The 22,484-nt window shown below is 45.4% G+C and carries 20 protein-coding genes and 1 pseudogene; 9 read left to right on the top strand and 12 right to left on the bottom strand.

Annotated elements, in window-relative coordinates; translation table 11 throughout:
• Positions 1–120 precede the first annotated feature (120 nt).
• From AM1_RS28415 to AM1_RS28395, 5 genes are all read right to left on the bottom strand, one after another.
• Complete coding sequence (locus AM1_RS28415; protein WP_012166426.1) at positions 121–3,000, bottom strand: bifunctional transaldolase/phosoglucose isomerase; 2,880 nt, start codon at positions 2,998–3,000, stop codon at positions 121–123.
• A 643-nt stretch (positions 3,001–3,643) separates the two neighbouring features.
• A complete protein-coding gene (locus tag AM1_RS28410) occupies positions 3,644–4,579 on the bottom strand; it encodes an AraC family transcriptional regulator (protein WP_012166424.1) in 936 nt (311 codons plus the stop codon).
• Positions 4,580–4,731: 152 nt separating this feature from the next.
• A complete protein-coding gene (locus AM1_RS28405; protein ID WP_012166423.1) occupies positions 4,732–5,568 on the bottom strand; it encodes an AraC family transcriptional regulator in 837 nt (278 codons plus the stop codon).
• Between the two features lie 230 nt (positions 5,569–5,798).
• A complete protein-coding gene (locus AM1_RS28400; protein ID WP_012166422.1) occupies positions 5,799–6,335 on the bottom strand; it encodes a DsbA family protein in 537 nt (178 codons plus the stop codon).
• Positions 6,336–6,590: 255 nt separating this feature from the next.
• Positions 6,591–7,217 (bottom strand): response regulator, encoded by a 627-nt coding sequence (locus AM1_RS28395; RefSeq protein ID WP_012166421.1) that lies wholly within the window; start codon positions 7,215–7,217, stop codon positions 6,591–6,593.
• 112 nt (positions 7,218–7,329) lie between these two features.
• Between AM1_RS28395 and AM1_RS28390 the strand changes: the two genes are divergently transcribed.
• A complete protein-coding gene (locus tag AM1_RS28390; RefSeq protein WP_238549118.1) occupies positions 7,330–7,791 on the top strand; it encodes a tetratricopeptide repeat protein in 462 nt (153 codons plus the stop codon).
• 109 nt (positions 7,792–7,900) lie between these two features.
• Here the strand turns inward: AM1_RS28390 and AM1_RS28385 are convergent, their stop codons facing one another.
• Complete coding sequence (locus tag AM1_RS28385; protein WP_012166419.1) at positions 7,901–8,596, bottom strand: DJ-1/PfpI family protein; 696 nt, start codon at positions 8,594–8,596, stop codon at positions 7,901–7,903.
• A gap of 92 nt (positions 8,597–8,688) precedes the next feature.
• Between AM1_RS28385 and AM1_RS41375 the strand changes: the two genes are divergently transcribed.
• The 4 genes from AM1_RS41375 to AM1_RS28370 all read left to right on the top strand — a co-directional run bounded on the left by AM1_RS41375 (position 8,689) and on the right by AM1_RS28370 (position 11,221).
• Positions 8,689–8,928 (top strand): hypothetical protein, encoded by a 240-nt coding sequence (locus AM1_RS41375; protein WP_012166418.1) that lies wholly within the window; start codon positions 8,689–8,691, stop codon positions 8,926–8,928.
• Between the two features lie 67 nt (positions 8,929–8,995).
• Positions 8,996–9,796, top strand: coding sequence for an IS5 family transposase (locus tag AM1_RS28380; RefSeq protein ID WP_012161398.1), 801 nt, complete (start codon positions 8,996–8,998; stop codon positions 9,794–9,796).
• 138 nt (positions 9,797–9,934) lie between these two features.
• Complete coding sequence (locus AM1_RS28375; protein WP_238549117.1) at positions 9,935–10,306, top strand: LuxR C-terminal-related transcriptional regulator; 372 nt, start codon at positions 9,935–9,937, stop codon at positions 10,304–10,306.
• A 264-nt stretch (positions 10,307–10,570) separates the two neighbouring features.
• Positions 10,571–11,221: a helix-turn-helix transcriptional regulator gene (locus tag AM1_RS28370; protein ID WP_012166416.1), complete on the top strand. Its 651-nt coding sequence runs from the start codon at positions 10,571–10,573 to the stop codon at positions 11,219–11,221.
• Positions 11,222–11,271: 50 nt separating this feature from the next.
• Here AM1_RS28370 and AM1_RS28365 read toward each other — a convergent pair whose 3' ends face one another.
• From AM1_RS28365 to AM1_RS38975, 4 genes and pseudogenes are all read right to left on the bottom strand, one after another.
• Entirely contained in the window at positions 11,272–11,742 is a 471-nt protein-coding gene (locus AM1_RS28365) for a response regulator (RefSeq protein WP_012166415.1), read from the bottom strand.
• A 24-nt stretch (positions 11,743–11,766) separates the two neighbouring features.
• On the bottom strand, positions 11,767–14,481 hold the full coding sequence (locus AM1_RS28360; RefSeq protein ID WP_012166414.1) for a GAF domain-containing hybrid sensor histidine kinase/response regulator: 2,715 nt from the start codon (positions 14,479–14,481) through the stop codon (positions 11,767–11,769).
• A gap of 155 nt (positions 14,482–14,636) precedes the next feature.
• Positions 14,637–14,894: pseudogene (locus AM1_RS41370) on the bottom strand (IS701 family transposase); the annotation flags it as partial.
• A 324-nt stretch (positions 14,895–15,218) separates the two neighbouring features.
• Positions 15,219–15,386 carry a metallothionein gene (locus tag AM1_RS38975; protein ID WP_071819979.1) on the bottom strand — a complete coding sequence of 56 codons (168 nt, stop codon included), beginning with the start codon at positions 15,384–15,386 and terminating at the stop codon, positions 15,219–15,221.
• Positions 15,387–15,539: 153 nt separating this feature from the next.
• Between AM1_RS38975 and AM1_RS28355 the strand changes: the two genes are divergently transcribed.
• Together AM1_RS28355 and AM1_RS42430 are read left to right on the top strand one after the other, a co-directional pair.
• Positions 15,540–15,911: an ArsR/SmtB family transcription factor gene (locus AM1_RS28355; protein WP_041660671.1), complete on the top strand. Its 372-nt coding sequence runs from the start codon at positions 15,540–15,542 to the stop codon at positions 15,909–15,911.
• A gap of 362 nt (positions 15,912–16,273) precedes the next feature.
• Complete coding sequence (locus AM1_RS42430; protein ID WP_012166408.1) at positions 16,274–16,414, top strand: hypothetical protein; 141 nt, start codon at positions 16,274–16,276, stop codon at positions 16,412–16,414.
• 160 nt (positions 16,415–16,574) lie between these two features.
• On the opposite strand, the gene AM1_RS28350 is transcribed toward AM1_RS42430, so the two are convergent.
• The gene (locus AM1_RS28350; RefSeq protein ID WP_012166407.1) at positions 16,575–17,846 is read right to left on the bottom strand and encodes a hypothetical protein; all 1,272 of its coding nucleotides are present in this window, start codon (positions 17,844–17,846) and stop codon (positions 16,575–16,577) included.
• A 1,081-nt stretch (positions 17,847–18,927) separates the two neighbouring features.
• Positions 18,928–19,563, bottom strand: coding sequence for a PEP-CTERM sorting domain-containing protein (locus tag AM1_RS28345; RefSeq protein WP_012166405.1), 636 nt, complete (start codon positions 19,561–19,563; stop codon positions 18,928–18,930).
• Between the two features lie 233 nt (positions 19,564–19,796).
• Here AM1_RS28345 and AM1_RS28340 point away from each other — a divergent pair, with 233 nt between their 5' ends.
• Both AM1_RS28340 and AM1_RS37860 read left to right on the top strand, forming a co-directional pair.
• Positions 19,797–21,173: a DUF1254 domain-containing protein gene (locus AM1_RS28340; protein ID WP_012166404.1), complete on the top strand. Its 1,377-nt coding sequence runs from the start codon at positions 19,797–19,799 to the stop codon at positions 21,171–21,173.
• Between the two features lie 110 nt (positions 21,174–21,283).
• Entirely contained in the window at positions 21,284–22,177 is an 894-nt protein-coding gene (locus AM1_RS37860) for a GUN4 domain-containing protein (protein WP_012166403.1), read from the top strand.
• Positions 22,178–22,484 lie beyond the last annotated feature (307 nt).

Below are 22,484 nucleotides of genomic sequence, written 5' to 3'. Positions count from 1 at the left end.
GTTTGGGATAAAGAATTAAAGGTGTAGTGGCAATACTGGTTTGAGAAGCTCTGGTGACTTTCGCAAAATCAAAGGACGGTTAGCGGAGCTAGTAGCTCCTTCCTCCAGGACCAGGGCAATCTAGGGCAAAGCTCCCTGAATAGCAACGCGCAGGGTGTTTAGTCCTAATTCGATATCGCTGACTAAATGGACTCGAAGGACCCGACGTTTGCGTTCCGCTAGAACTTGAAAATCTCCCCGAGCTTGGGCGGCTTTAACGACCCCAAAGCTGTAGCCATGTCCGGGGATGGGAATATCGACCTCGTCTTGACCGGTGATTTGGAGAAAAACACCTGTGTTGGGGCCACCCTTATAGGCTTGGCCAGTGGAATGGAGAAACCGAGGACCAAACCCAAGGCAGGTGGCCACCTGTTTGTGATCGCAGACCGTTTTCCGCATAATCTGCAGTTGTTCGCGGTGGACCTCATTCATTTGGATATAGGCCAGCAGGGCAAAGTAGTCCCCTGGATGGATACGGCTCAAATGGGCATGGAGAAACCCGCATAAACTGGGTTCAGCACTTAAGGATGCCGTGAGCACAGCCACATTGTCTGGGTCGGTAAACAACTGCAGTCCAGCCTCCTGGAAAATCGGAGTTTCGGTAGGCAAAAGGCCCGTTTGTTCATAGGCATCCGTGAGCTGACGGGTGGCAATTTTACTGGCTTCTACATCCGGCTGGTTAAAGGCATGAATGTTCAGGACTGCCCCCGCCACAGCCGTAGCCATCTCCCACCTAAAAAATTCTTGGCCCAGCTGGTAGGCATCGGTAACACAAATCTGAATCACGGGATGGCCTGCCGCTTTCAGGGCAGCGACCTGCTGGTCCTGGGCTGGATCGGGGGCCGCGTCTAAACGAATGTAGGCAAAGATGCGATCGCAATCATAATTCACCCCCAATGGTTCTTGATTCACCGGGATAATGCCAGTGCTATCTTTACCTGTGGACTCAGCCAAGAGCTGTTCCAACCAAGCTCCAATATCGGCAATGCCTGGCGACGCGATCAGGGTCAGTTTATCTCGGCCCTGTTGGGCGGCTTCTCCTAAAACAATGCCGAGGACCACCCCTGGATTATCTATAGCCGGAACTGAGGCAGCACAAGAATGGACCATTTCCTCCGCAGCATCGAGAAACTGAGCGACATCGACGCCCATACAGGCCGCTGGCACCATACCAAAGTTAGAGAGGGCTGAGTATCGACCGCCAATGCTGGGAAGGCCAAAAAACAGATGACGGAAGTGGCACGCTTCTGCGACCTGCTGGAGCTGAGAACCTGGATCGGTGATGGCAATAAACCGAGACCCCGCCACCTCTGGCCCGATCGCTTGCTGGACCAGGTCAAAGAAGTATTGCTGAAAAATATTGGGTTCCAGGGTACTGCCCGACTTGCTGGAGACAATAAACAGAGTGCGCTTGAGGTCCATTTGATCCACCATCGCTTGCACCTGGGCCGGATCGGTAGAATCGAGCACGAGCAGTTCTGGATAACCGTCCACCTGTCCAAAGGTGAGCTTCATTACCTCGGGGCACAGAGACGATCCCCCCATCCCTAAAAGAAGAATATGGTTAATATCCAATGCCTGCACGTCTCGGGACAAAGATTCTAGGGTTGTGAGGTGAGCTAACTGATCTTCCGTGGTTCCTAGCCACCCCAACCACTGGCTTTCATCAGTACCTGTCCAGAGAGAGGCATCCATTGCCCACAGCCGTCGCACCTTGCCAGTCGTTTGCCAATCCTGCAGGGTGGCTTGCACCTTGGCCTCCAGATCTGGCGGTAGGCTGTACGTCTGCCGATTCAACGCGTCACCGAGCTGGACCTCGCGCTTATGTTCAACGGCACTGAGCAGCTGATCGAAGGCTTGCTGAAAGAGCTGAACCCCCTGAGCCAACAGATGATCCGTGACCGCGTCAAGATTAATGCCCACTTCAGGCAAGCTGGCAATCACCAGATCCGCCTCTTTGACCCCTTCCGTTAGGCTGGCACGAGGCTGACCATGATCCCGGAACGCTGCCAAGGTGCTCGGCGGAATCGTATTGACGGTCTCAGCCCCGATTAGCTCTTCGACATAGAGAACATCGCGATATTGGGGGTTTTTGGTCCCTGTACTGGCCCATAGCAGACGCTGGGGCTGAGCACCTTTCTGAGCAAGCGCCTGCCAGCGGCTTCCTTGGCAAAGCTGTAGATAATCCTGGTAGACCCGTTTGGCATTTGCGATCGCAACTTTGCCTTGCAAGCTTTGAAGCAGGACCGTGGTTTGCCGATCGATATCCGGGGCTTTTAAGCGTTCAGCGATTTGGGCATCAATAGCGGTATCGATGCGGCTAATAAAGAAGCTGGCGACGCTGGCTATATGGCTCGGATCACCGCCTTGAGCCGTATAGGCTTCTAGCCCTGATATGTATGCTTCTGCTACCGCTAGGTAGGCGGTTTGAGAAAACAGCAGCGTAACATTAACGTTAATGCCTTCACTGATCAATTGCTGGATCACGGGAATGCCAGCGGGGGTCGCTGGCACTTTGATCATTAAGTTAGGTCGGTTCACCGTCTGCCATAGTCTTTTAGCCTCCTGGAGGCTCTGCTCCGACTCCTCCGCCAGATAAGGTGAAACTTCTAGACTGACATAGCCATCTAATCGATTTGTCCGATCGTAAAGGGGCTTAAGGATATCCGCAGTCGCTTGAATATCTGCAATCGCCAATTGTTCGTACAGGGTAATCGCATCCTGGTCATGGTCCCGCTCTAAGGCAGACAAGGCAGCATCATAATCCGTGCTTCCTGCAATGGCCTTTTGAAAAATGGCCGGATTAGAGGTGACCCCCTGAATTTCTGCATCGGCTACTAGTTCTTGTAACTCTCCACTTTCCAAGGAACAGCGACGGATATAGTCAAACCAAACGGACTGATGATAATCCTTTAGCTTTTGCAGGGCATTGGGTTGAGTTAGGGTTTGAGCAACACTCATTTTTATCTCCTAGGGGATGAAGGATAGCAGGGCCTTCCGTCATCTGAAGGACCTATAAAGATTTGAGATAAATCAGAAAAACAGGGGATAATTTTTATTTCGGATTTAACTTAGCAATCAATACAAATACGCAAACAAAGCCAAGGCAGTCCATCTTAAAAATCGAGTGTTAATCGATAAATAGATTGAGCAATAAAGGAAGAGATTGTGAATCCATTAATGTGTCTAAATCCTGAAGATTTGACACTTTATGCTGAGAATTGATGAGTAGATAATGTGAGTGTTCAATTAGGACCTGCATGGCTGCTCGACAATGGAGGCAATACCAGTAAATCCCTCGACGATCAATATGTCTGAGTAGTTGTGAGGTGCAACAAGGGCATGTGATTATGCATGAATTTTCATTCACTAATGAGGTCACATCAAAAACATCTTGTTTGTTTTGGCGCTGCTAGGAGATCAATTTCATACCATCCATTCGCTGAATAATATGGGTACAGTCTTCAGGGCATGGTGATGGTTGAATTCACCGACTAGCAACGCCAACCTCTGTGTGTGATGCCCCTTTAGAGTATGAAATCAATGGGGGATAACTCTTTTATATTCCTGCAGGAACTATTACGATCTTGCACTCATGTTTAACTCAACGATATTGGTCTCGAAATGCCTTTGGAGTAACCCCCGTGAGCTGGCGAAAATACTTACTTAAATGACTCGGATTGGTAAAACCACACTGTCGAGCAATCATGGCAATGGGGGTATTCGTTTGCCTCAGCAATCCCTTGGCTTTTTTGATTCGCTGTTTAATGGCGTACTGATGCGGGGCAACGCCCATGGATTTCTTAAACAGCCGTGAAAAGTAGTACCGACTCATGCCCACCTCTTGGGCCAGATCCACGAGTTTCAGGTTTTGGTCCAAGTGATCGTTAATATACTCTAAGGCTCGATTCAACAGGGCCGGGGGTAGTCCTTGATCGGATGAATCCTTGAGGCGGGGGACTTGTGTACAATACCGTTTCATCAAATGGATGGATAAGGCGGTGACTAGGGAGTCAATATACAGGTGATCCGTGAATTCGAGGGTATTGAGTTCTTGCCGTAAGGCTGTACCGATGTCATAGATCAGACGATCTTGAACCGCAATATTGGGCAGTAGTTCAAAGCGGTTGACCTGTGTTAAATCGTAGGCTGCCGTCTCGAAAAATTGAGGTTCGAGGCTGAGACTGAGAAAGGATACTGCCTGATGCCACTGACACTGCTGGGGGGTATGGGCCGGAATAATCATCAGCTCCCCATGACCATAGGGTCCCTGAAAGGAAAGCTCGCCTAACTGATACTCCACCTCAAAAACGTTATCCAAGGGAGAGAGGATCAACACATGGTGAGTGAATTTATGGACCGGTGTGGTATGGGCCGGTTGATGGTGCTCTTTGAGAATGAGTCCATCCCATCCTGCCGCTTGGCTGGAGCAGTGCGGACGTTCTGGACAAATTTGGAGAACAGCGTCTGGATCACCGCAGTTGATGGAGTAAATCGGTGAATCTGACTCAGGGGAACGAAAATCCTCATTTGGATTCATGGGAGATTATTTCTAGAATCTCCCTATTGAGCAATAGTCCGTCCGGTTTGTGGGTCAAGATAATGAGGTTAAGGGAGAACTTAAGGCATGACCTTAACGGCTCCCCCATTTTTTCTGAGGCGGGTTTACCCGTCTCCCGCCCTGGCCTATCTTTAGTGGCTATCCTGATAGGCTTTGGGGGTGATTCCCAGATGCTGCCGAAAATAAAGGGTGAGGTGACTCTGGCTATTGAAGCCACAGTCATAGGCAATCTCCACAATCGGTAACTTTTTTTCAATCAGCAGCAGTCTGGCTTTCTCGATGCGCTGGCGAATAACGTATTGGTGGGGAGAGATGCCCATCTGCTCCTTAAAAAGATGACAAAAACTGCTCTCGCTCATTTGGGCAATATGGGCCAACGTTGATAGTCGCAGGTCTTGTCCAAGGGAATCGTGAATATAGTCCAGGGTCTGTCGCAACCACCGCTGGGGCCGAGGTGTTTTTTGGGCGACGGTGTGACAATCCGAGTAGGCTTTGAGGAGATACATGGCCAATACATTGACCAAGGAATCAATGTAGAGATAATCGGTAAATTCCCGATTCTCGAAGGCAGAGCGCATGGTGAGGGCGAGGGAATGAATCAGGGAATCGGCAATGGCATATCGCCCTTCAAACTGGATAGAGCTGCCCAGGGTCCATTCATAGGTGGTTTGGAAAATAAAGCTGGGATGTAAAAAAATCAAAATGCAGTCTGCAGGCATGTCCCAGGCGAGGGTATGGGAGTGGTGAGACGGAATAATACACAGCTGGTTCGCAGAAATTGGACGGTATTGCGATCTCCCTTCGGTTGGCAACCAAGCAATCTGGGCGGCTGCATCATTTAGCATCAGGCAGATTTCAAGTTCGTCGTGGCGATGTTCCTCGTAGCAGGTCGGTGGTTCTAAAGCGGTGTAAAACGAGAAGCCCTCAAGTTTGTAAGAGGGTGGCTCTAATTTCTCTTGAATACTCATGTTATGTCTCTGCTGAGTTTGTACGGATGAGAAGGCAATCCTCTTGGGCAAACAAGGGGCAGAAACTTAGGGATCTAGACTTAATATTGCTGTCAAGAAAGCTTAGAAGAGTGGTATCACGGGCAAAGTTCTCTAGCATTTACAAGAAATTAGTGATTAAAGTGCTTATCTAAATCAGTCCTAAAAATATTGAAATTAGACTTTTCTTAAAAATGATGCCAATAAGTTTGTCAAGAGCTGTCATCAGGCCGAGTCAGTTCAACAATCTCTAGAACTTTGGATAGGAGAGGTTCTAGGGCCGAGGTTCTCTGCCAGTAAATACGGGTCAAGATCGTGGGAGGGGCGGTAATGGCTTGTGAACGTCCGCTTTCAATATCTGCCTCTACTTGTTCAGTATGAATATGGTTGGTAAGGCCTTTGAGAAATTGAGGAATATCGAGACCCACCTGGACGGCGCACTCAACGAGTTTGTCGTCTTCTAGCATCTCTGAATGTTGATATAAAAGATCATGCATTTCCCAAAATTTACCCTGAGCGGATGCGGCCTCGGCGGCCTCAGCAGCTTTCCAGGCAGAGGTCTGGGGTGGAGTTCGGGGAAAGTGTCGATAGACGAGACAAACGGGATGGGGGGATTGGTTGAGAACATTGGTAATGGTTTTATAGGTTTGGCAGGAGTGGGAGCATTGGTAATCTCCATAAAGGATAAGCGTCACAGTATCGCCTGGAGACCCCCGAAAATGATCACAAGGGCGTAAGGATGGTGACATAGAGATGGGTTCCTGTTTGTTTGCTAGATCGAGTTGCCTTCATGAAAAAGATTTTAAGGAGAGGCAAGGGGTTTAGTCGCTTGTCATCCGACCTGACTTTTTATACCAAGTCAGACCAGTGAAAGCGCTAGTCCAGTGTTCAGCAATCGTACTTAGGAAGAGTTATGAGAAATTCCCAACGTTGAGCAGGGGCATCTCCCTAACTTTTGGCTAGGTGTTGAGGAAAACCTTTGGTTTAGGAGGCTTCTGCCCGATTTAGTCGAGACGAGCCAGCCCCTTTTTTAAGGCCATAATCACGGCTTGGGTGCGGTCTTTGACCCCCAATTTGGACAGAATGTTGTTGATATGGAACTTGACGGTTCCTTCAGAGATGGTGAGGGCAGCGGCAATTTCTTGGTTGCTGTTCCCTTTGCTCAGCAATTGCAGGACTTCGAGTTCTCGTTCGGTCAGATCGCTATCGTCAATCCGGTCCGCCAGCTTGAGGGCCACTTCTGAGGGGATGTAGCGTTTGCCACCATGGACGGTGCGAATGGCCTGGATCAGTTCTGTGGCAGTTGTATCTTTGAGGATATAGCCCCTCGCACCCGCCTGCAGGCCCCGATAGATATCTTCATCTGTGTCGTAAGTGGTGAGGATAATGATCTGGGCAGTGGAGGTTTTAGCGCGAATGCGAGCAATGGCTTCGACCCCTTCAAGATGGGGCATGCGCAGATCCATCAGGGTGATGTCCGGCTGATGGGTTTCGTATTGGTTAATAGCTTCTAGGCCATTTTCAGCTTCAGCAATGACTTCCATATCTTCGGCTTGGCTGAGAATCGCAATAATGCCGTGGCGGACAACTGGGTGATCTTCGACGACTAAAATACGGATGGGAGGAGACATATTGGCTTGTTTAAGGTTCGCTCAGGCTAATTTCAGGTTGCTGCTCCATGATTAACCATACAACTCGATGTCGTAGCGGTGTCGTTTTTGAGGGATGTGGGTAGATCGGGATATGCTGAAATCAAACAAACTATGCGGTTTCGGGGTGGCCCTGCTGCTGATGCTATGCTCCAGGGTCGCCATCGCATCGGAAAACAATCTTGCAGGTTTGATTCGGCAAGGGCAGGTCCATTTCCAACAGGGTCAGTATCGTGATGCGATCGCAACCTTCACTCAAGCAATTCTTCTCAATCCAGATAGTGCCACGCCCTACTTCTATCGGGGAAAAGTGCGGTTTGAACTGGAGGATGACTTTGGAGCACTAGAAGATTTTGATGATGCGGTGCAGCGAAATGCTCGGTTTGCAGAAGCCTATCTGTACCGGGGAAGTGTGAGGCTCTCCTTGGGAGATCAAACGAATGGGCTAGTCGATCTGAGGCAGGCCGCAGGGCTGTTCTCCCAACAAGGCAATCAGAAAGAGTATCAACGAGCAATACAGCTTATTCGGCAATTTAATCCAGACCTTACCCCTTAAAGGATGGCAGCAGTGCAATCCATCCTTATTCCTACTGAAGGGTGAGGAGTTGACGAATTTTCATGAGGCCTAATCCTCTTAAGATAGCCATGCCCCCTAAGCCCCAAAATCAGCTTTGTATACTGAGTTGACTTGCCGAATCTCTTGTTTGAGCTAGGAAAGCATCAAGCAGTGGTTTGCCCAATTGAATAAAGGGTTGAACGATTTCCTCCCCTGCTTGTTCTGGTGTCCCTGCATTAAAAGGAGGTTCAGGGCTATACTCCATCATGAGTTGAGTCATTTTTGCTACTTCATCACCACAAAGCAGCCCCAAAAGCGTTAAGCCAACATCAATCCCTGAGGTCACACCAGCCCCTGTAACGCGATTGCGATCAATCACGACTCTTTGAGACATGACATCAACCCCCAGTATTGCTAGTTGATCTCGAAATGCCCAATGACAAGTTGCTTTGTAGCCTTGTAATACGCCAGCCGCCGCTAAAATCATCGATCCTGTGCAGACACTGGTGACGTACTGTGCGCCTTGAGACTGCTGTTTCAGAAAGTCTAAAATTTCCAGATCTTTCATCACCTCGATTTGTCCCATCCCACCCCCTGGCACACAAATGACATCTAACGGTGGACAATCGGAAATGGTTGCGGTTGGTGTTAGGGTTAACCCTTCATTGCTGGCGATAGGTGTTAGCGTTTTCCAGATCAGATGCACATGGGTATTCGATGGAAAGGCGAGAACTTGATAAGCGCCCATTACATCTAGCTGAATTACTCCCGGATAGATCAGAAAGCCAATCTGTAGTTGCGTCATTCCCTTTTGTTGTTTGAAAAGTCTAATTATGTAAGGATTTTAAGGAAATGCAGCTAACGTCACTAGACCCCAAGTGGGTACACTTTTAAGCCATGTCTAGGTCGCTTCATCCTCTATTTCACGAAATTGCAACTGCCCCCACAGAAGAAGTACTGCGATTTAGAGTAATGGATAATATCAGCCATTATTTTGGGATACAACGGTGGGGAATTTCGCTGATTGATTCAGCCAATAATCTGGTTAGTTTTGATGCCCGTGGCGTTTCGGATAGCTTTGCTGAGCGATATCAAAAATTTGGTATTCCCGTCGATCCTGTCTTAGAGGCTGTTTGAGAAGTGAGTAAAGCTCTCAAGGTACTAATCTGTCAATACACAAACACTGGACAGGACCTAGAGAGCAATGCCTACAGCATATGATAGCGACCTCACCACCCTGCAATGGGAATTACTTGAGCCTTTGATTCCTGCTGCTAAACCTGGAGGTAGACCTCGCACCACTGATATGCTCAGTGTTCTCAATGCCATTTTTTATCTCGTGGTTACAGGTTGTCAGTGGAGACAACTACCTCATGATTTTCCCTGTTGGTCAACGGTCTATAGCTATTTTCGAAGGTGGCGCGATGATGGGACTTGGAGTCAAATCAATGAACATCTACGCATGCAAGTGCGGGTGAGTGAAGACCGTCATCCCAGTCCCAGTGCCGCTATCTGCGATGCTCAATCGGTCAAAGTCGGCAATCCTCGGTGTCACTTGATTGGGTTTGATGGTGGGAAAATGGTCAAAGGTCGTAAACGTCATGTGCTCGTTGATACTTTGGGGCTGGTTCTGATGGTGATGGTCACCGCTGCAAATATCTCTGACCAACGAGGGGCCAAAATACTGTTTTGGAAAGCTCAACGCCAAGGTGCGAGTTTGTCCCGTCTAGTTCGGATATGGGCTGATGCAGGCTATCAAGGACAAGCTTTGATGAAGTGGGTAATGGACCGTTTTCAATATGTCTTGGAAGTAGTCAAACGCTCAGATAATCTAGCGGGGTTTCAGGTTATTCCCAAACGATGGATTGTAGAGCGGACGTTTGGATGGTTGTTGTGGTCTCGACGTCTTAATAAAGATTATGAGGTGCTGACTAGGACGGCTGAAGCGCTTGTTTATGTGGCGATGATTCGACTCATGGTTCGAAGGCTAGCGCAGGAGCACTAAAACTTCTCAAACAGCCTCTTAAAGTTTGTCCTGAACTATCATGCACCAGCCCATGAAGAGTTGGTATTACCAAAAGGGACCTGGAAACAGAGTGAACTTTATCAGCGATGTTGTTCTACCTACGACCACGAACACATCATGACCGGTCCTGTATTGGGCCAAGGACAGTTGATCGGTACCATTAACTTTGCTCGTGTTGGTCATGGTCCTGCTTTTAATCAATTCGATCTCTCCAGATTTGGGGCAGTTTGTACGCACTTTTCCACGCGTCTTGCTGAACTTCGCAAACATTCAGTTGCAGATTCCAACCCCTACTGGCAATCCCTAACACCTAGAGAAAGACAAATCGCTAATCTTGTCGCTCAAGGGCTGACCAATCCAGAAATTGGTGCAGCGTTGTGGATTAGTCGAAATACAGTGAAACAAGCCTTGAAACGTATGTTTAGAAAATTAGAAGTGTCGTCTCGAATGGAGATGGTGTTGAAATTGCGCGATGGGCTCGATAAATAACAGAAGAGACTTGGACGACTTACCCTAACTTCGTGTAATAGCCTTCAAGGCGGTCACCACCCCTTTAAATTATCCTGGCCACTTGTTTCCTGTCGTAAATCCGCTGAAGCAGGTGTGCATAGCCATATTCGTCTTGTTCAAGTAACTAAGAAGTCTGCTTCAAAACACTTGCTGACCAAGCCTTGCTTGAATGTTGTCAAGTGATGCTTGACATATCAGAATACCCAACGTAAAGTGTTACTTGACGACAAGTAACCGTCATCGATGAAAAATCGACTCAAAGAGCTGCGAAAACTTCACCACAAATCTCAGGCCGCGTTAGCCAGAGACCTAGGAGTTAGTCGTCAGGCTGTCAATGGTTTTGAGTCCGGTAAGTTTGACCCTAGTTTGGAAATGGCTTTCAAACTGGCCAAGCTGTTCAAAGTGTCCATTGAAGATGTATTTATCTACGAGGCTGAAAATCCGATGCAAACGCTCGTCAAACGCTACAAAAAGTATTTTGGTTTTGAACGGTTTGCTCCCAAAGCAATCAATGTATTCAAGTTCTCCGGTCATCGAGCTGAACAAGAAGGAACCGCACAAGTTACACCAGAGCATTTACTGGCAGGCTTGTTGGCTGACCCTACCTCTACGTCTGCTCGTTTACTGCACTCAAACGGCACAGCTGTAGAGATTACCACCGACGACCACTCCTTTGAATACCGGGGGGAACCCAGATTAAATCAGCAAAGCAAAAAAATTGTGGAGTTGTCCTTAGAGGCTGTTCAACTCGAAGGGAAAAAATCGATTGGGACTGAACATCTCTTATGGGGGCTGGTTCAACTTGCTCAAACAGATACCCAGATCAATACATTGATGCAGCACTATGAAATTGATCTTGAAAGTTTGAGCCTTCAGCTCTCGGAAATAATTTGAATAATGTACAGATTTGGCTTGCGCTTGATGTCACCACTCGCAAGATTCTGCTAATTATTGCCAGATTGACTGATTTGGACTGTACGCATTTTTTCAAGTTCAGCAGTGAGCAATTTTACTTGTGCTTGAGCCGCCCTTAGCTGCAATTGATTACGGATTCGAGCCTTCACTTCCGTACTCTCGAAAGGTTTGGTAATGTAGTCAGCTCCCCCAACAGTAAAAGCTTTTACCTTATCCGCATTACTGCTTAAGGCACTCATGAAAATAATGGGAATACTCGCAGTTTCAGGATCTTGCTTGAGCTTTGCGCAGATTTCGTAACCTGAGAAATCAGGCAAAATAATGTCTAGCATAATTAAATCGGGAGGTGCAGCAGTAATACATTGCAAGGCAATATCTCCAGTCACAGCCCGTCGAATTTTATAGGGCGAATCCGACAATATCCCTACTAAAACCTTGAGATTATTCAAGTTATCATCAACGATTAAGATGTTGGCAGCCTGAGGAGTTGTCAGTTGCATTGCGATGAGTAGCTATGATTAATTTCACTTGGGCTTATTTTGCCCAAGGTCTAAAGCTTCTTGGGCAAAATAAACCAATTTATCAAATCGCAAGGTATCGAAGTATTCCATGAGTTTTTGGATTAACGCTGGCTCCTTTGCTTGAAAAGCCATCAATAGATGAAAGACTGCCTCTTCTTCTAAGGTGATCGCTGCTTGCTTAAGATCAAGTAAGTGATCTGCTGGCCATAACGATAAAAGCTGTTGGATTTCTAAGTCAGTCCAGGTTTTGACTTCACTTTCATTAGAAGCTTCATCCTGGGTTGGGTCATAGATATATTCCACCCCCAAGAACGTAGCCAGAACATTGAACAGTTCTTCTTCCTTAAAGGGTTTGCAAATAAAACTATCGCATCCCGCTTCTTGCGATTCCTTTTGGGTACTTTCAAAAACGCTGGCAGTCAATGCAATAATCACTGTCCTCTCCTCAGTGGAAAGGGGAGTGGAACATTGTGCTTCCAGATAGCGAATCTGTTGCGTGGTTTGATAACCATTGAGTACCGGCATCTGCCAATCCATTAGGATTAGATGGGGATGCCAAGTTCGCCATAGATCAATCACAGACTGACCATCTTCAGCTGCTCGAACCTGAAAGCCGACACTTTGCAGTAGCTTGACCATAAGTTGTCGATTTTCAGGGTGGTCCTCTGCAATAAGAATCCGTTGTTCCGCTTGATCATGAGCGAGACTCACCACAGTTCCGGGAGAATTACACCTTTGAGCTGGTGGAGTCACCGCGATCTTAACTGGAATTTGAATCTGGACCTTTGTCCCTTGGCCTTCTTTACTAGAGAGATGAATATCTCCCTGCATCAGCTGTACAAATTGGCGACTGATGGCAAGCCCTAAACCAGTTCCCTCAAAGGACTGACGACCCGCACAGGCTTGTGTAAACAGATTAAAAAGATTGGGTAGTTCATCGTCAGCAATGCCTACCCCCGTATCTGTAACAGTGATCTGCAAGAGCGTGTCGTTTTCCAAGGTTGGCTCAAGCGTTATGGCTTCATTTTCAGAGCTAATATCACTGAGCTGTTCACTTACAGATTGCAGGGGAAGGGTGGATATTGCTAAGGTGACTGATCCCACTTCGGTAAACTTAATCGCGTTACCTAAAACGTTTATGAGCACCTGACGTAGCCGACTTGCATCACTCACAATATATTGAGGTAAATCAGGTGGAAGCTCAAAGTCAAGACGCAATTGGCGGGCTTCAGCCTTAAGGCTAAACATCTCAAACAGAGATTCTAGAAGCGCTCTCAGATCAAACTGCCCCTGATTCAGATCAACTTTTCCAGCTTCAATCTTGGACATTTCTAAAACGTCATTAATTAAGTTGAGCAGATGGGCTCCACTGCTATTAATCGTTCTCAGCGTCTGCTTTTGCTCTAGGGTCAAATTCTGATCACGGCTGAGTAGCTGACTAAAGCCAAGAATCGCATTTAAGGGTGTGCGTAGCTCATGGCTCATATTGGCAAGGAAAACACTTTTAGCCTGATTTGCGGTCTCAGCAGCATTTTTAGCCTCACGTAAGTCTTTGAGTAAATTTGCTTGCTGCAGCGCCACTCCTAATTGGGCTCCCACTTTCTTAAGCAGTTTCAGCTCTAAATCTTGCCAATGTCGGATTTGAGTATGTTGATAGGTAGCTAATAAGCCCCATAGTTTCTCACCCACAAATACAGGTACAACCATAAAGGCTCGGATATGAAATCGTTCCAACATGGCAAGATGGCAATCTGTGTAGCCTTGCTCATAAATATCTGCTACTACAGTTGTTGCTTGATGGCGATAGTGTCCTCCCTGGGTTTCTTGCAGATATGTATCCTCCCAGTTAGTTGTGGAATTAGCAGTCACTAGGGGAGGGAATGAAGTGTCTGATGACTCAAACATAAATTCACCGGACCAGTCCGGTAGAAAATGATAGACAACAACGCGATCGCATTCTAGAGACGCTCGTACCTTCTCCGTAGTCGCTATAAAAATATCTTTGATATCTAGGCTTTGACGAATTTGGTTGATAATTTGAGCAACATTGCGGTCATGGTTTGCGATTAAAATTTCCCGCTTGCGTTGGGTATCAACATACTTCAGAGCCGTCTGTAATTCTTGCGAACGCTGCTGAGTCTCTTCTAAACGTTCTGCTTGCCTCAGGGCTTCACTCAGATGGTCCGCCACCTCCTGAATAAATTGGGTTTCATAGGGTTGCCAAGCCCTAGGGCCACTGCATTGGTGGATACATAACAACCCCCATAATTTTTCTCCTTGGAGCAAAGGAACGACAAGATTTGCCCGAACCTGAAACCGCTCCAAAATTCGAACGTGACAATCGCTCAGATTTTCGGCATATATATCCGCAACGGCAAACACCTGTCCTTGCTGATATTTATTGGCATAATTATGACCAAAACAATCATCGCGTACATTGGCGGCTAAAGCGGATGTAAAAGGCGGAACTACTTTTTCAGCAACAAAGCATCCCGTTGTATAGTTGGTAGCTGAATCCAGTTTGAAGATGGCGACTCTATTAGCCTTTATTAATTCCAAAACCCGCTGAACAGAGGTTTCAAAAATAGTTTGAGTTTCCAGACTCTGCCGAATCTCTTTGGTAACCTCCAATAATAAAATAGCTTGCTGAAGTTGGGTTTGAAGAGCTACTTCAGAAGTCTGACTTGGAGGAGTTGTTGATTGATGATCTAATTGCATTGGCTCTGAGCGATGAGACAAATTTATGCCACGATTGGCCATTCTTTAGTAATCGTGCATGAGTTATACACAGCTCACCTAGCGTTAGGATGCCCCGCATTTGTGTAGATTTCCCTATTTTCCCTCTTTTATCACTTTAGACAGAGAGAAAATCAGGATGCTTGACGCACCGCACGAATTACTTGACGGGTGGGCCATTGATACTGATTGAGAAATCGACTGATGGCACTGGCAGATTTAACTTTGCTATGGGCAGGTAAAGATTGACCGGTCGCTTCTAAAAACAACTCCAATAAGGCTTATAAGGTCTCTTGCTGATAGGGACTCTGCATCAAATGGAGCAAGGTGTAGACTAGCCCTTGGGCGTGGGCAAGGATGTATTTTGGCATGCTTGCTTCTGGATATAACTGCACGCCCTTTTCTCATAGGCAGGATCCTTGGTGCAACATCTCAGACAAGGGATTTTGCCGAAAGTGCGCTGCATCGCTGGATTACAGATATCAAAGCTTTGCAACCCTTGGTTTCCAGGGACGAGGAAGATCGATGACCACCCATTGCTCAAATCGACTGGACAATATTGAAACGCTGGTACGCTCCTCTTTGGCGGGAATATAGATGCAATTGCAGGCGGAATCGTCCTTGAGGGTCAATTCCAAGGAGTGAAAACAAGCCTTCAGATGACCTTGATCGATCCAGACAGTGTGACCCGGTTTTGATTCAAGCCCGCTTTCTTCAAATTATGAATGGCATCCACAACCTGTATGTCCACAACCCGAGCCAGAGGGATGTCCATCCGCACAGGCTTGGCCACAAAAATACTGGCCGCCCTTTTGAATAGCATCACTAATTGTCACGATGCAAAGACAAGACTCGCAAGCACATTTCATTTGAGTAACGGTCGCCATTGCAAACCTCCACAACTAAATATATGAACAATCATTCATACTTCACAGACTAACATATGAATAACTGATCAAGTATTAAAATGTCATTAGTAATGTATGCAGAAAGCCATCTAGAGTTGATTATCTTAGGGTCAAGCAACCTTCAATCACGTCATGTCGCACTCTCGCCTTGATATCAGCACTCATTCCTTTTCCGAGAAATCCCGGTCAGAGAAGCCAGTGGTAGATCAAATTTTGTCCATTGAAAAGGCACAGCGGATGGCTGAATTTTTAGGCGTATTGAGCAACCCTAATCGTTGGAGAATTTTATCGGCTCTTGCCATTGAAGAAATGCGGGTGGGAGAGTTAGCAGCTGCAGTTGAGATGTCAGAATCAGCCGTGTCTCATCAACTGAGAGTTCTCAGAAATACGCGGATGGTCCGCCGCCGTAAATGTGGACGAACCGTGATTTACGGATTAAAAGACCACCATATTTTTAATCTTTACCGAGATGTCTCAGAACATTTGGACGAGACGGACTATTGAGCTGCGAGAAAAATGGGTTTGAACCAAAAGTTGGTAACAATGAATATTATTCGGCCAGTATCTTGATGAGAAGAGGTGCCGTCAGCCCAGGCGGTCTGGCCGCTCTGCTTCCCGCCATAACCTCTACTTTCCCGGCTCTCGCAGCAACGCTCTCGGTTTTCGGGTTGTGTGTATACCGTAGTCCTTTTTCCTTTTTGCACTCTTCACCTTTTCAGTTGCCCTAGGGAATCCAAAACCTAAACCCTCCCCAGCACAGCAATAGTTTTCTGTAACCTGTCTTTCCACGGTGCCCACTTATCCCCCCAAGCCTCGAGCTGGTCTGCTCTCGATAGTTTCAAGAGTACTCAGATTCCCAAGAGAATTTGAAGACTAATACCTTCCTACTGGAAATTGAGCCGGAGCAAAGTTGGTCGAGCGAACTCAGAGATTTGGCGAGTCAGTCTTGGGTAATTGACGCGGAGGGGAGTTTTGATGAGTTGGGGGCTGTGTTTACGGCTTGTTAGAGATAGAGAATACCTAGAAACTACTTTAAGGAGTATTTCCCATTGTTTTTTCTGGTGGGATATCCCAGTAAAATAATTAAATTATTTCAATAATTATTATGATAGCTTCAAACCTTGAAGCAACAGAGCAAATTCAAGGAAATACCCTGTGGATTTATGATCAGGATTCTAAAACGATCATTGAGCTATAGTAGTAACCTTTTTCACCTTCAGTAGGTCCGTTAGTCTCCCCACTAAGGGCGTTATAAGTTAGCGTTACCTTGGTGCTTTCTGGAGCAGCATAAGTTTTTGACTTAACTTTATCTATTCCTTCTTTATCATCTTCCCAATCCTCCCAGTTACCAGTGATGCCATTTTCAGCATAAAAAGAATTATCTCCAATCTTTGGAATATCAAATAGAATTGCTAATGAGCCAACTTTCTTTTTGTGGGAATCATCTTCATAATAGTTAAGATGAAGAACGTATTCTACGCCAGTCCATTCATCATTTTTGTTGGTAAATCCAAACCCTGCTTGTGGAACGACAATTTCAGACTTTTGACCAATGGGTTTATAAGTTTTAGGAGCAGGTATATAAGGGTTTTTTGTTGTACCCTTCCCAGGGAAATTGCCAATAACTGTACCACCAGAGGTTGCATGAATGCCCCATTCCAAATAGTACGGTGTTAGATTTACAAGGGTAACTGAGTGGTACATCGGAAAGTCTAATAATTCAGTGAGAATGATAATGGCTGCTGTTAAAACAATGATTCCAAGAAATGCAACCCCACCTGCCATTGTCACTCCCTCCAATGCTTCAGAGAATGCTTCTCCCATTAGCTCAGAAGCATCACCTATACCAGTGAATGCTGATTGTAGACCGATACTGATTGCATCAGTAAAAGCTGATATAATTGGCTTTAGTAACTCGACAAAAGCTGTTTCAAGCAAGAGATCAGAAGCTAGAAACCCACCGACGCCGAGAGCAACATTTGTAGTGTTGAATACTTCACTGTCATGATAAATTGTTGCTTCAGCAACCCCAAAAGTGTTGTAATGCTTGCCATTCCAGGTAAATCCATTTGATTCTTCTAAATCAAATTCTTCACTAGTAGACCCTGGTTTCAGTGCATTCTTATCTATATTTGTGAGTTCGATAATAAACTGAAAATTGCCTTGAATAGCATAAATGGAAGGCCATCCAGATTCTGTCGTATCAACATTCCAAGGGCTAGGGTAATCAGGATCTTCTTTATGCTTAGTATTTTCGTCGTTGATCCAACTTAAAAATGAACTAACTTCAGCAGATTTTTTGAAAAACTCTGTTGTGCCTTTTCCTCCTTCTTTTGCTTTTTTTATCAAATCATCAAAAGCTATTGTTTTTGGAGTTCCTGATGCATTAGGACGGAAAGCAAGATTTTGATTGAACTGTTTTGCTGTTGTAATTTCCATTAATTTTCACCTAGGTTATATATTTTGAAATGCAAATACTCGGATGGCTTAGCATATTGATAAAATAAGGCAATATAGAAACCCCAATTTTTTATCCTGTTTTTAATAGCTTAAAAAAGAATAAAAATCAGTTTATATATTTATTAATTAGTATGAACTGATATAAACTTATTAAGTCTTGCAAAATAATTTATGCAAATTTATACAACAAAACAAGATAAAACTACTCAATACTGAAAAGCCAAGTTTTTAGCTGAGATTTAAGTTTTTAATCTGCTAGTTATCACAAATATTTAACTGACACCACAATAAAATCTCTATATATATAAAGATTTAAAATAGCTAAAGATTTGTACTAAAGTCCATAGTTTTGGATTGTCATATTTAGAACGATAAATGCTGGATATTCCAACTCAAATCACTAAGTTTTAGAATTAGAAAATTTAAATGCCCTATAGAATCTGAAATCTTGAAGACTCAATATCAATCAGAAATATCTATTCAGAGAGATTTTAGTACTTCCTAACTGGCATCTACAGCCTGAGATTATCGCATTATTCCCTACTTTTCCATTCCATTCTTTATGTATTTCAATGGGTATACCTACTGCAGTTGTCCTAACCTCAAACTTTGGTCATGCAGAAAAATTTCACTATTTTGGGCAGCCATTTACTTTTTTCCTAGAAACTATTTCTAGTTTGTTATTACAAAATTTATAATCCCAGAAATACATTAATTTATCAGTGATCATAGAGTATGCCAGATAGTGATAATCTTCAGGTAAATAAGTGATTTAAATAGCAAAAACAAATGATATAAGTCACATGCATTTTGATTCGTTAAAATAAAAAATTTTTTCCTTTTTATTAATGCAAATTATTCATTGACTACAAGAATTTGTAGCTAGCCGGATAGAAAGATTGGTATAGGCTTGGCAAAAATGTCTAAAAAGTAGAGTAATATTTTTCAGAGGCATTTATTAAGTTCAAAACCCTAACGCAACAAGTTTTACGGCCAGGTTTGCCTATCGCTGAGGTTATCTTTGCAAAAGACCAAGACCAGAAAGCCCGGCATTATGAAGCTACAAAGTGCATTTGGATTTTTTCTGACGGACAAGAGGCGACCGTTTTCTCTTGGCGAGGATACCAAGACCGATGGTCACGATGCTTCCCAAGAAAGTACTAGGCTCAGGAACAGCAACGATCTCATTTGAGGTAGAACCGTCAAATATTCCGCACAGGGAGAATGGAGAATCAACACAGAATTGTTGTCTTGGACCGAAATAATACGTGTTTAACGGGCCAGGACCAGCAGAGTAACCCTGGTCAATGGCGTTTCGATTTGGAACTGAAGCACTAATCCCTTCAATAACCCCGGTAACGCCATCGCCCAAAGGACCACCATCTAAGTCATAGACAAGACCAAATAAGTCTCCAAATCCATAAGTTGTCGGTGGTGTTAACCGATTCCCAGAAAAAGTGACTCTGAAGTCTGAAACTTCACTGGAGTTTTGAAGTCCTCTGAAATATGCAATTTGACCATCGCCATTCAGGTCATCGGCGATGAAAAAACCTTCAGCGTAAGCACCTTCATCAAAACCATCTTGCCTGAAGTTATAGGTTAGGGAGGCTGCCGTTACTGGGGGTGTAAAGCTCAGAACTAAGTTGCAGGATGCATACGCACAAACCACTATTGCCAAAAGCTTTGAGTTCTTCATGTCTGAATCTCAAATTCTCGATGATTATAGAATCAGTAGATCGACAAAACCAATAATATTTTAGTAAATGTTCTATTTCTAAGTAGGTCAGGCTTAATATTGTTACCAGAAATTCCTTAGCTAATTCCGTTAGAAGTATTGATTAATCAAGTACATCACCAGATTTATATTTCGAAATATAGTTGAGCTTCAATACCATCACCTACTTATTCCTTTATAAGGGAAATTTGAGAATGGCTGATTCTTCCACACTTACACCACAAGAAGCCCGATTGATCGCGAAAGATGCGTTTACTTACGCGTATCCGATGGCAGACAGCTATCGAATTCTTTTTGCCTACTTTCTTTGGCCTAAGAATGACGAATACAAAGGCCCCTTGAATGAATTGATTGGCACGGCACGACTGTTCACGCCATCGGACACCGCAGTTCAGACACCGAATGCAGATACACCTTACTGCCTGGTTGGAGCAGATCTTCGCATGGAACCTTTAGTTTTGAAGGTCCCAAAAATAGATTCTAAACGATACTACTCTATCCAACTCATCGATACTTATACACACAATTTCGAATACGTTGGCACTCGGACAACAGGCAATGGCGCAAGCAAGTACTTGCTTGCGGGCCCGGACTGGACAGGGCAGATACCATCTGGAATCACCGCCGTTATCCGTAGCGAAACCAGTCTTGCGCTAGCCTTGTACCGCACCCAGCTTTTCAACTCAGATGACTTAGAGAATGTCGAAAACATTATTGAGAACGGTTACAAGGTTCAGCCGCTGAGTCAGTTTACAAATACGGAGCCACCAGCGGCAATGCCAGCGGTGAAATACCCGAGACCCGTAAGACTGGACGAGGGCGAAACTTCACCCAGAATATTCAGCCTGCTGAACTTCCTGCTCACGACGTTTTGTTCAACACACGAAGCGGAAACGGAATTGATGACTCGCTTCGCGAAGCTAAACATCGGACCTGGCCTGACCTTTAACCCGACAGAATTCTCTGAGGAATTGAATCAGGCTGTCGAGCAAGGTATAAAGGACGGTTGGGATACTTATTTAGAGCTGAAGAAGAATAAACTTGCCACTCAAGAAGTCACCGCCGCCGACCTATTCGGCACACGTGAACACTTGACGGAAACAGGTAACATTTATCTGTACCGTATGGCTGGCGCAATTCTTGGCATCTGGGGCAATTCCATTGAGGAGGCCATGTATCCCTCCTACTATAACGATGCAGACGGCAACGAATTAAATGCATCAGGCAACGTCTGTTATACACTACGATTCGAGCCAGGTGGATTGCCACCAGCTGACGCTTTCTGGTCGGCAACAATGTATAACCTTCCCGAGCAGCTCCTTGTCGAGAACGACCTCGATCGCTATCTTATTAATTCAACGATGTTAGACAACAACGAACTCGTTCTTGACGAAGATGGGGGACTGACGCTTTATATCCAGTACGCTCAACCAACTGAAGAAAAGAAGAGGAAAAACTGTCTCCCTGCACCGGATAAGGGCTTCTTCATATCCTTGCGGCTTTACTTGCCAAAACAAGAGGCGATTAATGGCACATGGCAAACGCCACCACTAAAGCGAGTAACCCCCTAACTGCACTGGACAAACAGACTTAAGCGTATCTTTTTAGCTCTCTTTCGCGCCCAATGACTACCCCCGTTAGAGCCCTGGCCCCTTCACCCTGATCCCTGCCGCTTTAACTCATGTCTCAGCCTCTGAATGACGAGAAGAACCCACTCCGCCCTTCTCAAAATGAACAACCATTAAGTGAATTACCTACTGAACCACAGATTATGGATAAATCAGGTATTAACCCTGCCTTGGAGCGGCGGTTTCAGCAGATGGTTCCGTTAGATAAGTGGACGGCAATCACTAATGAGCCTATTTGTTGGCGTGAGTACCAGCAATTCTTGGACGCCCAAAATACGAGCCAGCCCCACCCCATAGACCAAGCGCAGACAGCGCTTTCTCACCCACTTGATTTACCTGTTGAAGGGTTATCGACCCTTGAGCAATTAGGGTTCTGTGTTTGGATATCAACTCAAATCACCCAACGCAGTAATGGCGCTTTATTCGACTACAATCCCCCTGGCTCCAAGGATCTGGAGAAAGTAGGTCTTCATGGCACTCATAAGTTCTATATCCTCCGCCATACAATCGACCTTAAATTTTCCAAACTGGTGAATAATTTGGCTAATGCCCTTTGGAGAGAGGCCGATCAGGAAACCTATCGGTTGATGATTACCACGATCAGTAAAGAAGAAGGGCAACCCTTTACATTAAGTGATCTACAAACGTTTCCGTGTAAAGACCTTCTTATTCTGAACCGCTTATGGGTTAAGTACAGCAAAGGTAAATGGGGTTTCAGTGTGCAAAAACAGATGTGGGAGAAGTGTGGTAGTCCCACAGAATCCAATAACGATTGGACAAAGTTTTGTAGTTCTGTAGGCTGGAATAATCAAGGTATTGGAATGGACGACGGCAAACCTATTCTTGACCCGAACAGTTCTCCTCAAGGTAAGTTACCGCTTTACGGTTGGTTATGGAAGAAAGCTGGACTGCGTCGATTAGGTCTATTTATACGCCAAGACTTTTAAGAAATAGCAAGCCCAACAAACGGCATACCTGGGAGAACTTGCTGGAGATTTCGCCTTGTAAACTACACTCACCACAAGGTTATTTTGTTAGGAGACAAAATTAGGGTTTGTTAGGTTAGACTCTGACTCACCTTTCCCCACTCAGGTCCTCACCATGTCTGACTGCATTCTTTGCTCAGGCGACCTTTTGCTGCACATTCATAAAGACCAGTTGTATTGGTATTGTGATCATTGCCGCGAACAGTTCCCTCTTGAGTTAAGCACTCGCTATCACCCATCCATCCAAAAGCATCTAAAATCTAGGCGT

Source organism: Acaryochloris marina MBIC11017 (assembly GCF_000018105.1).
In the GTDB taxonomy this organism is placed as follows: Bacteria; Cyanobacteriota; Cyanobacteriia; order Thermosynechococcales; family Thermosynechococcaceae; genus Acaryochloris; species Acaryochloris marina.
This window is presented reverse-complemented; position numbering and strand designations above follow the sequence as displayed.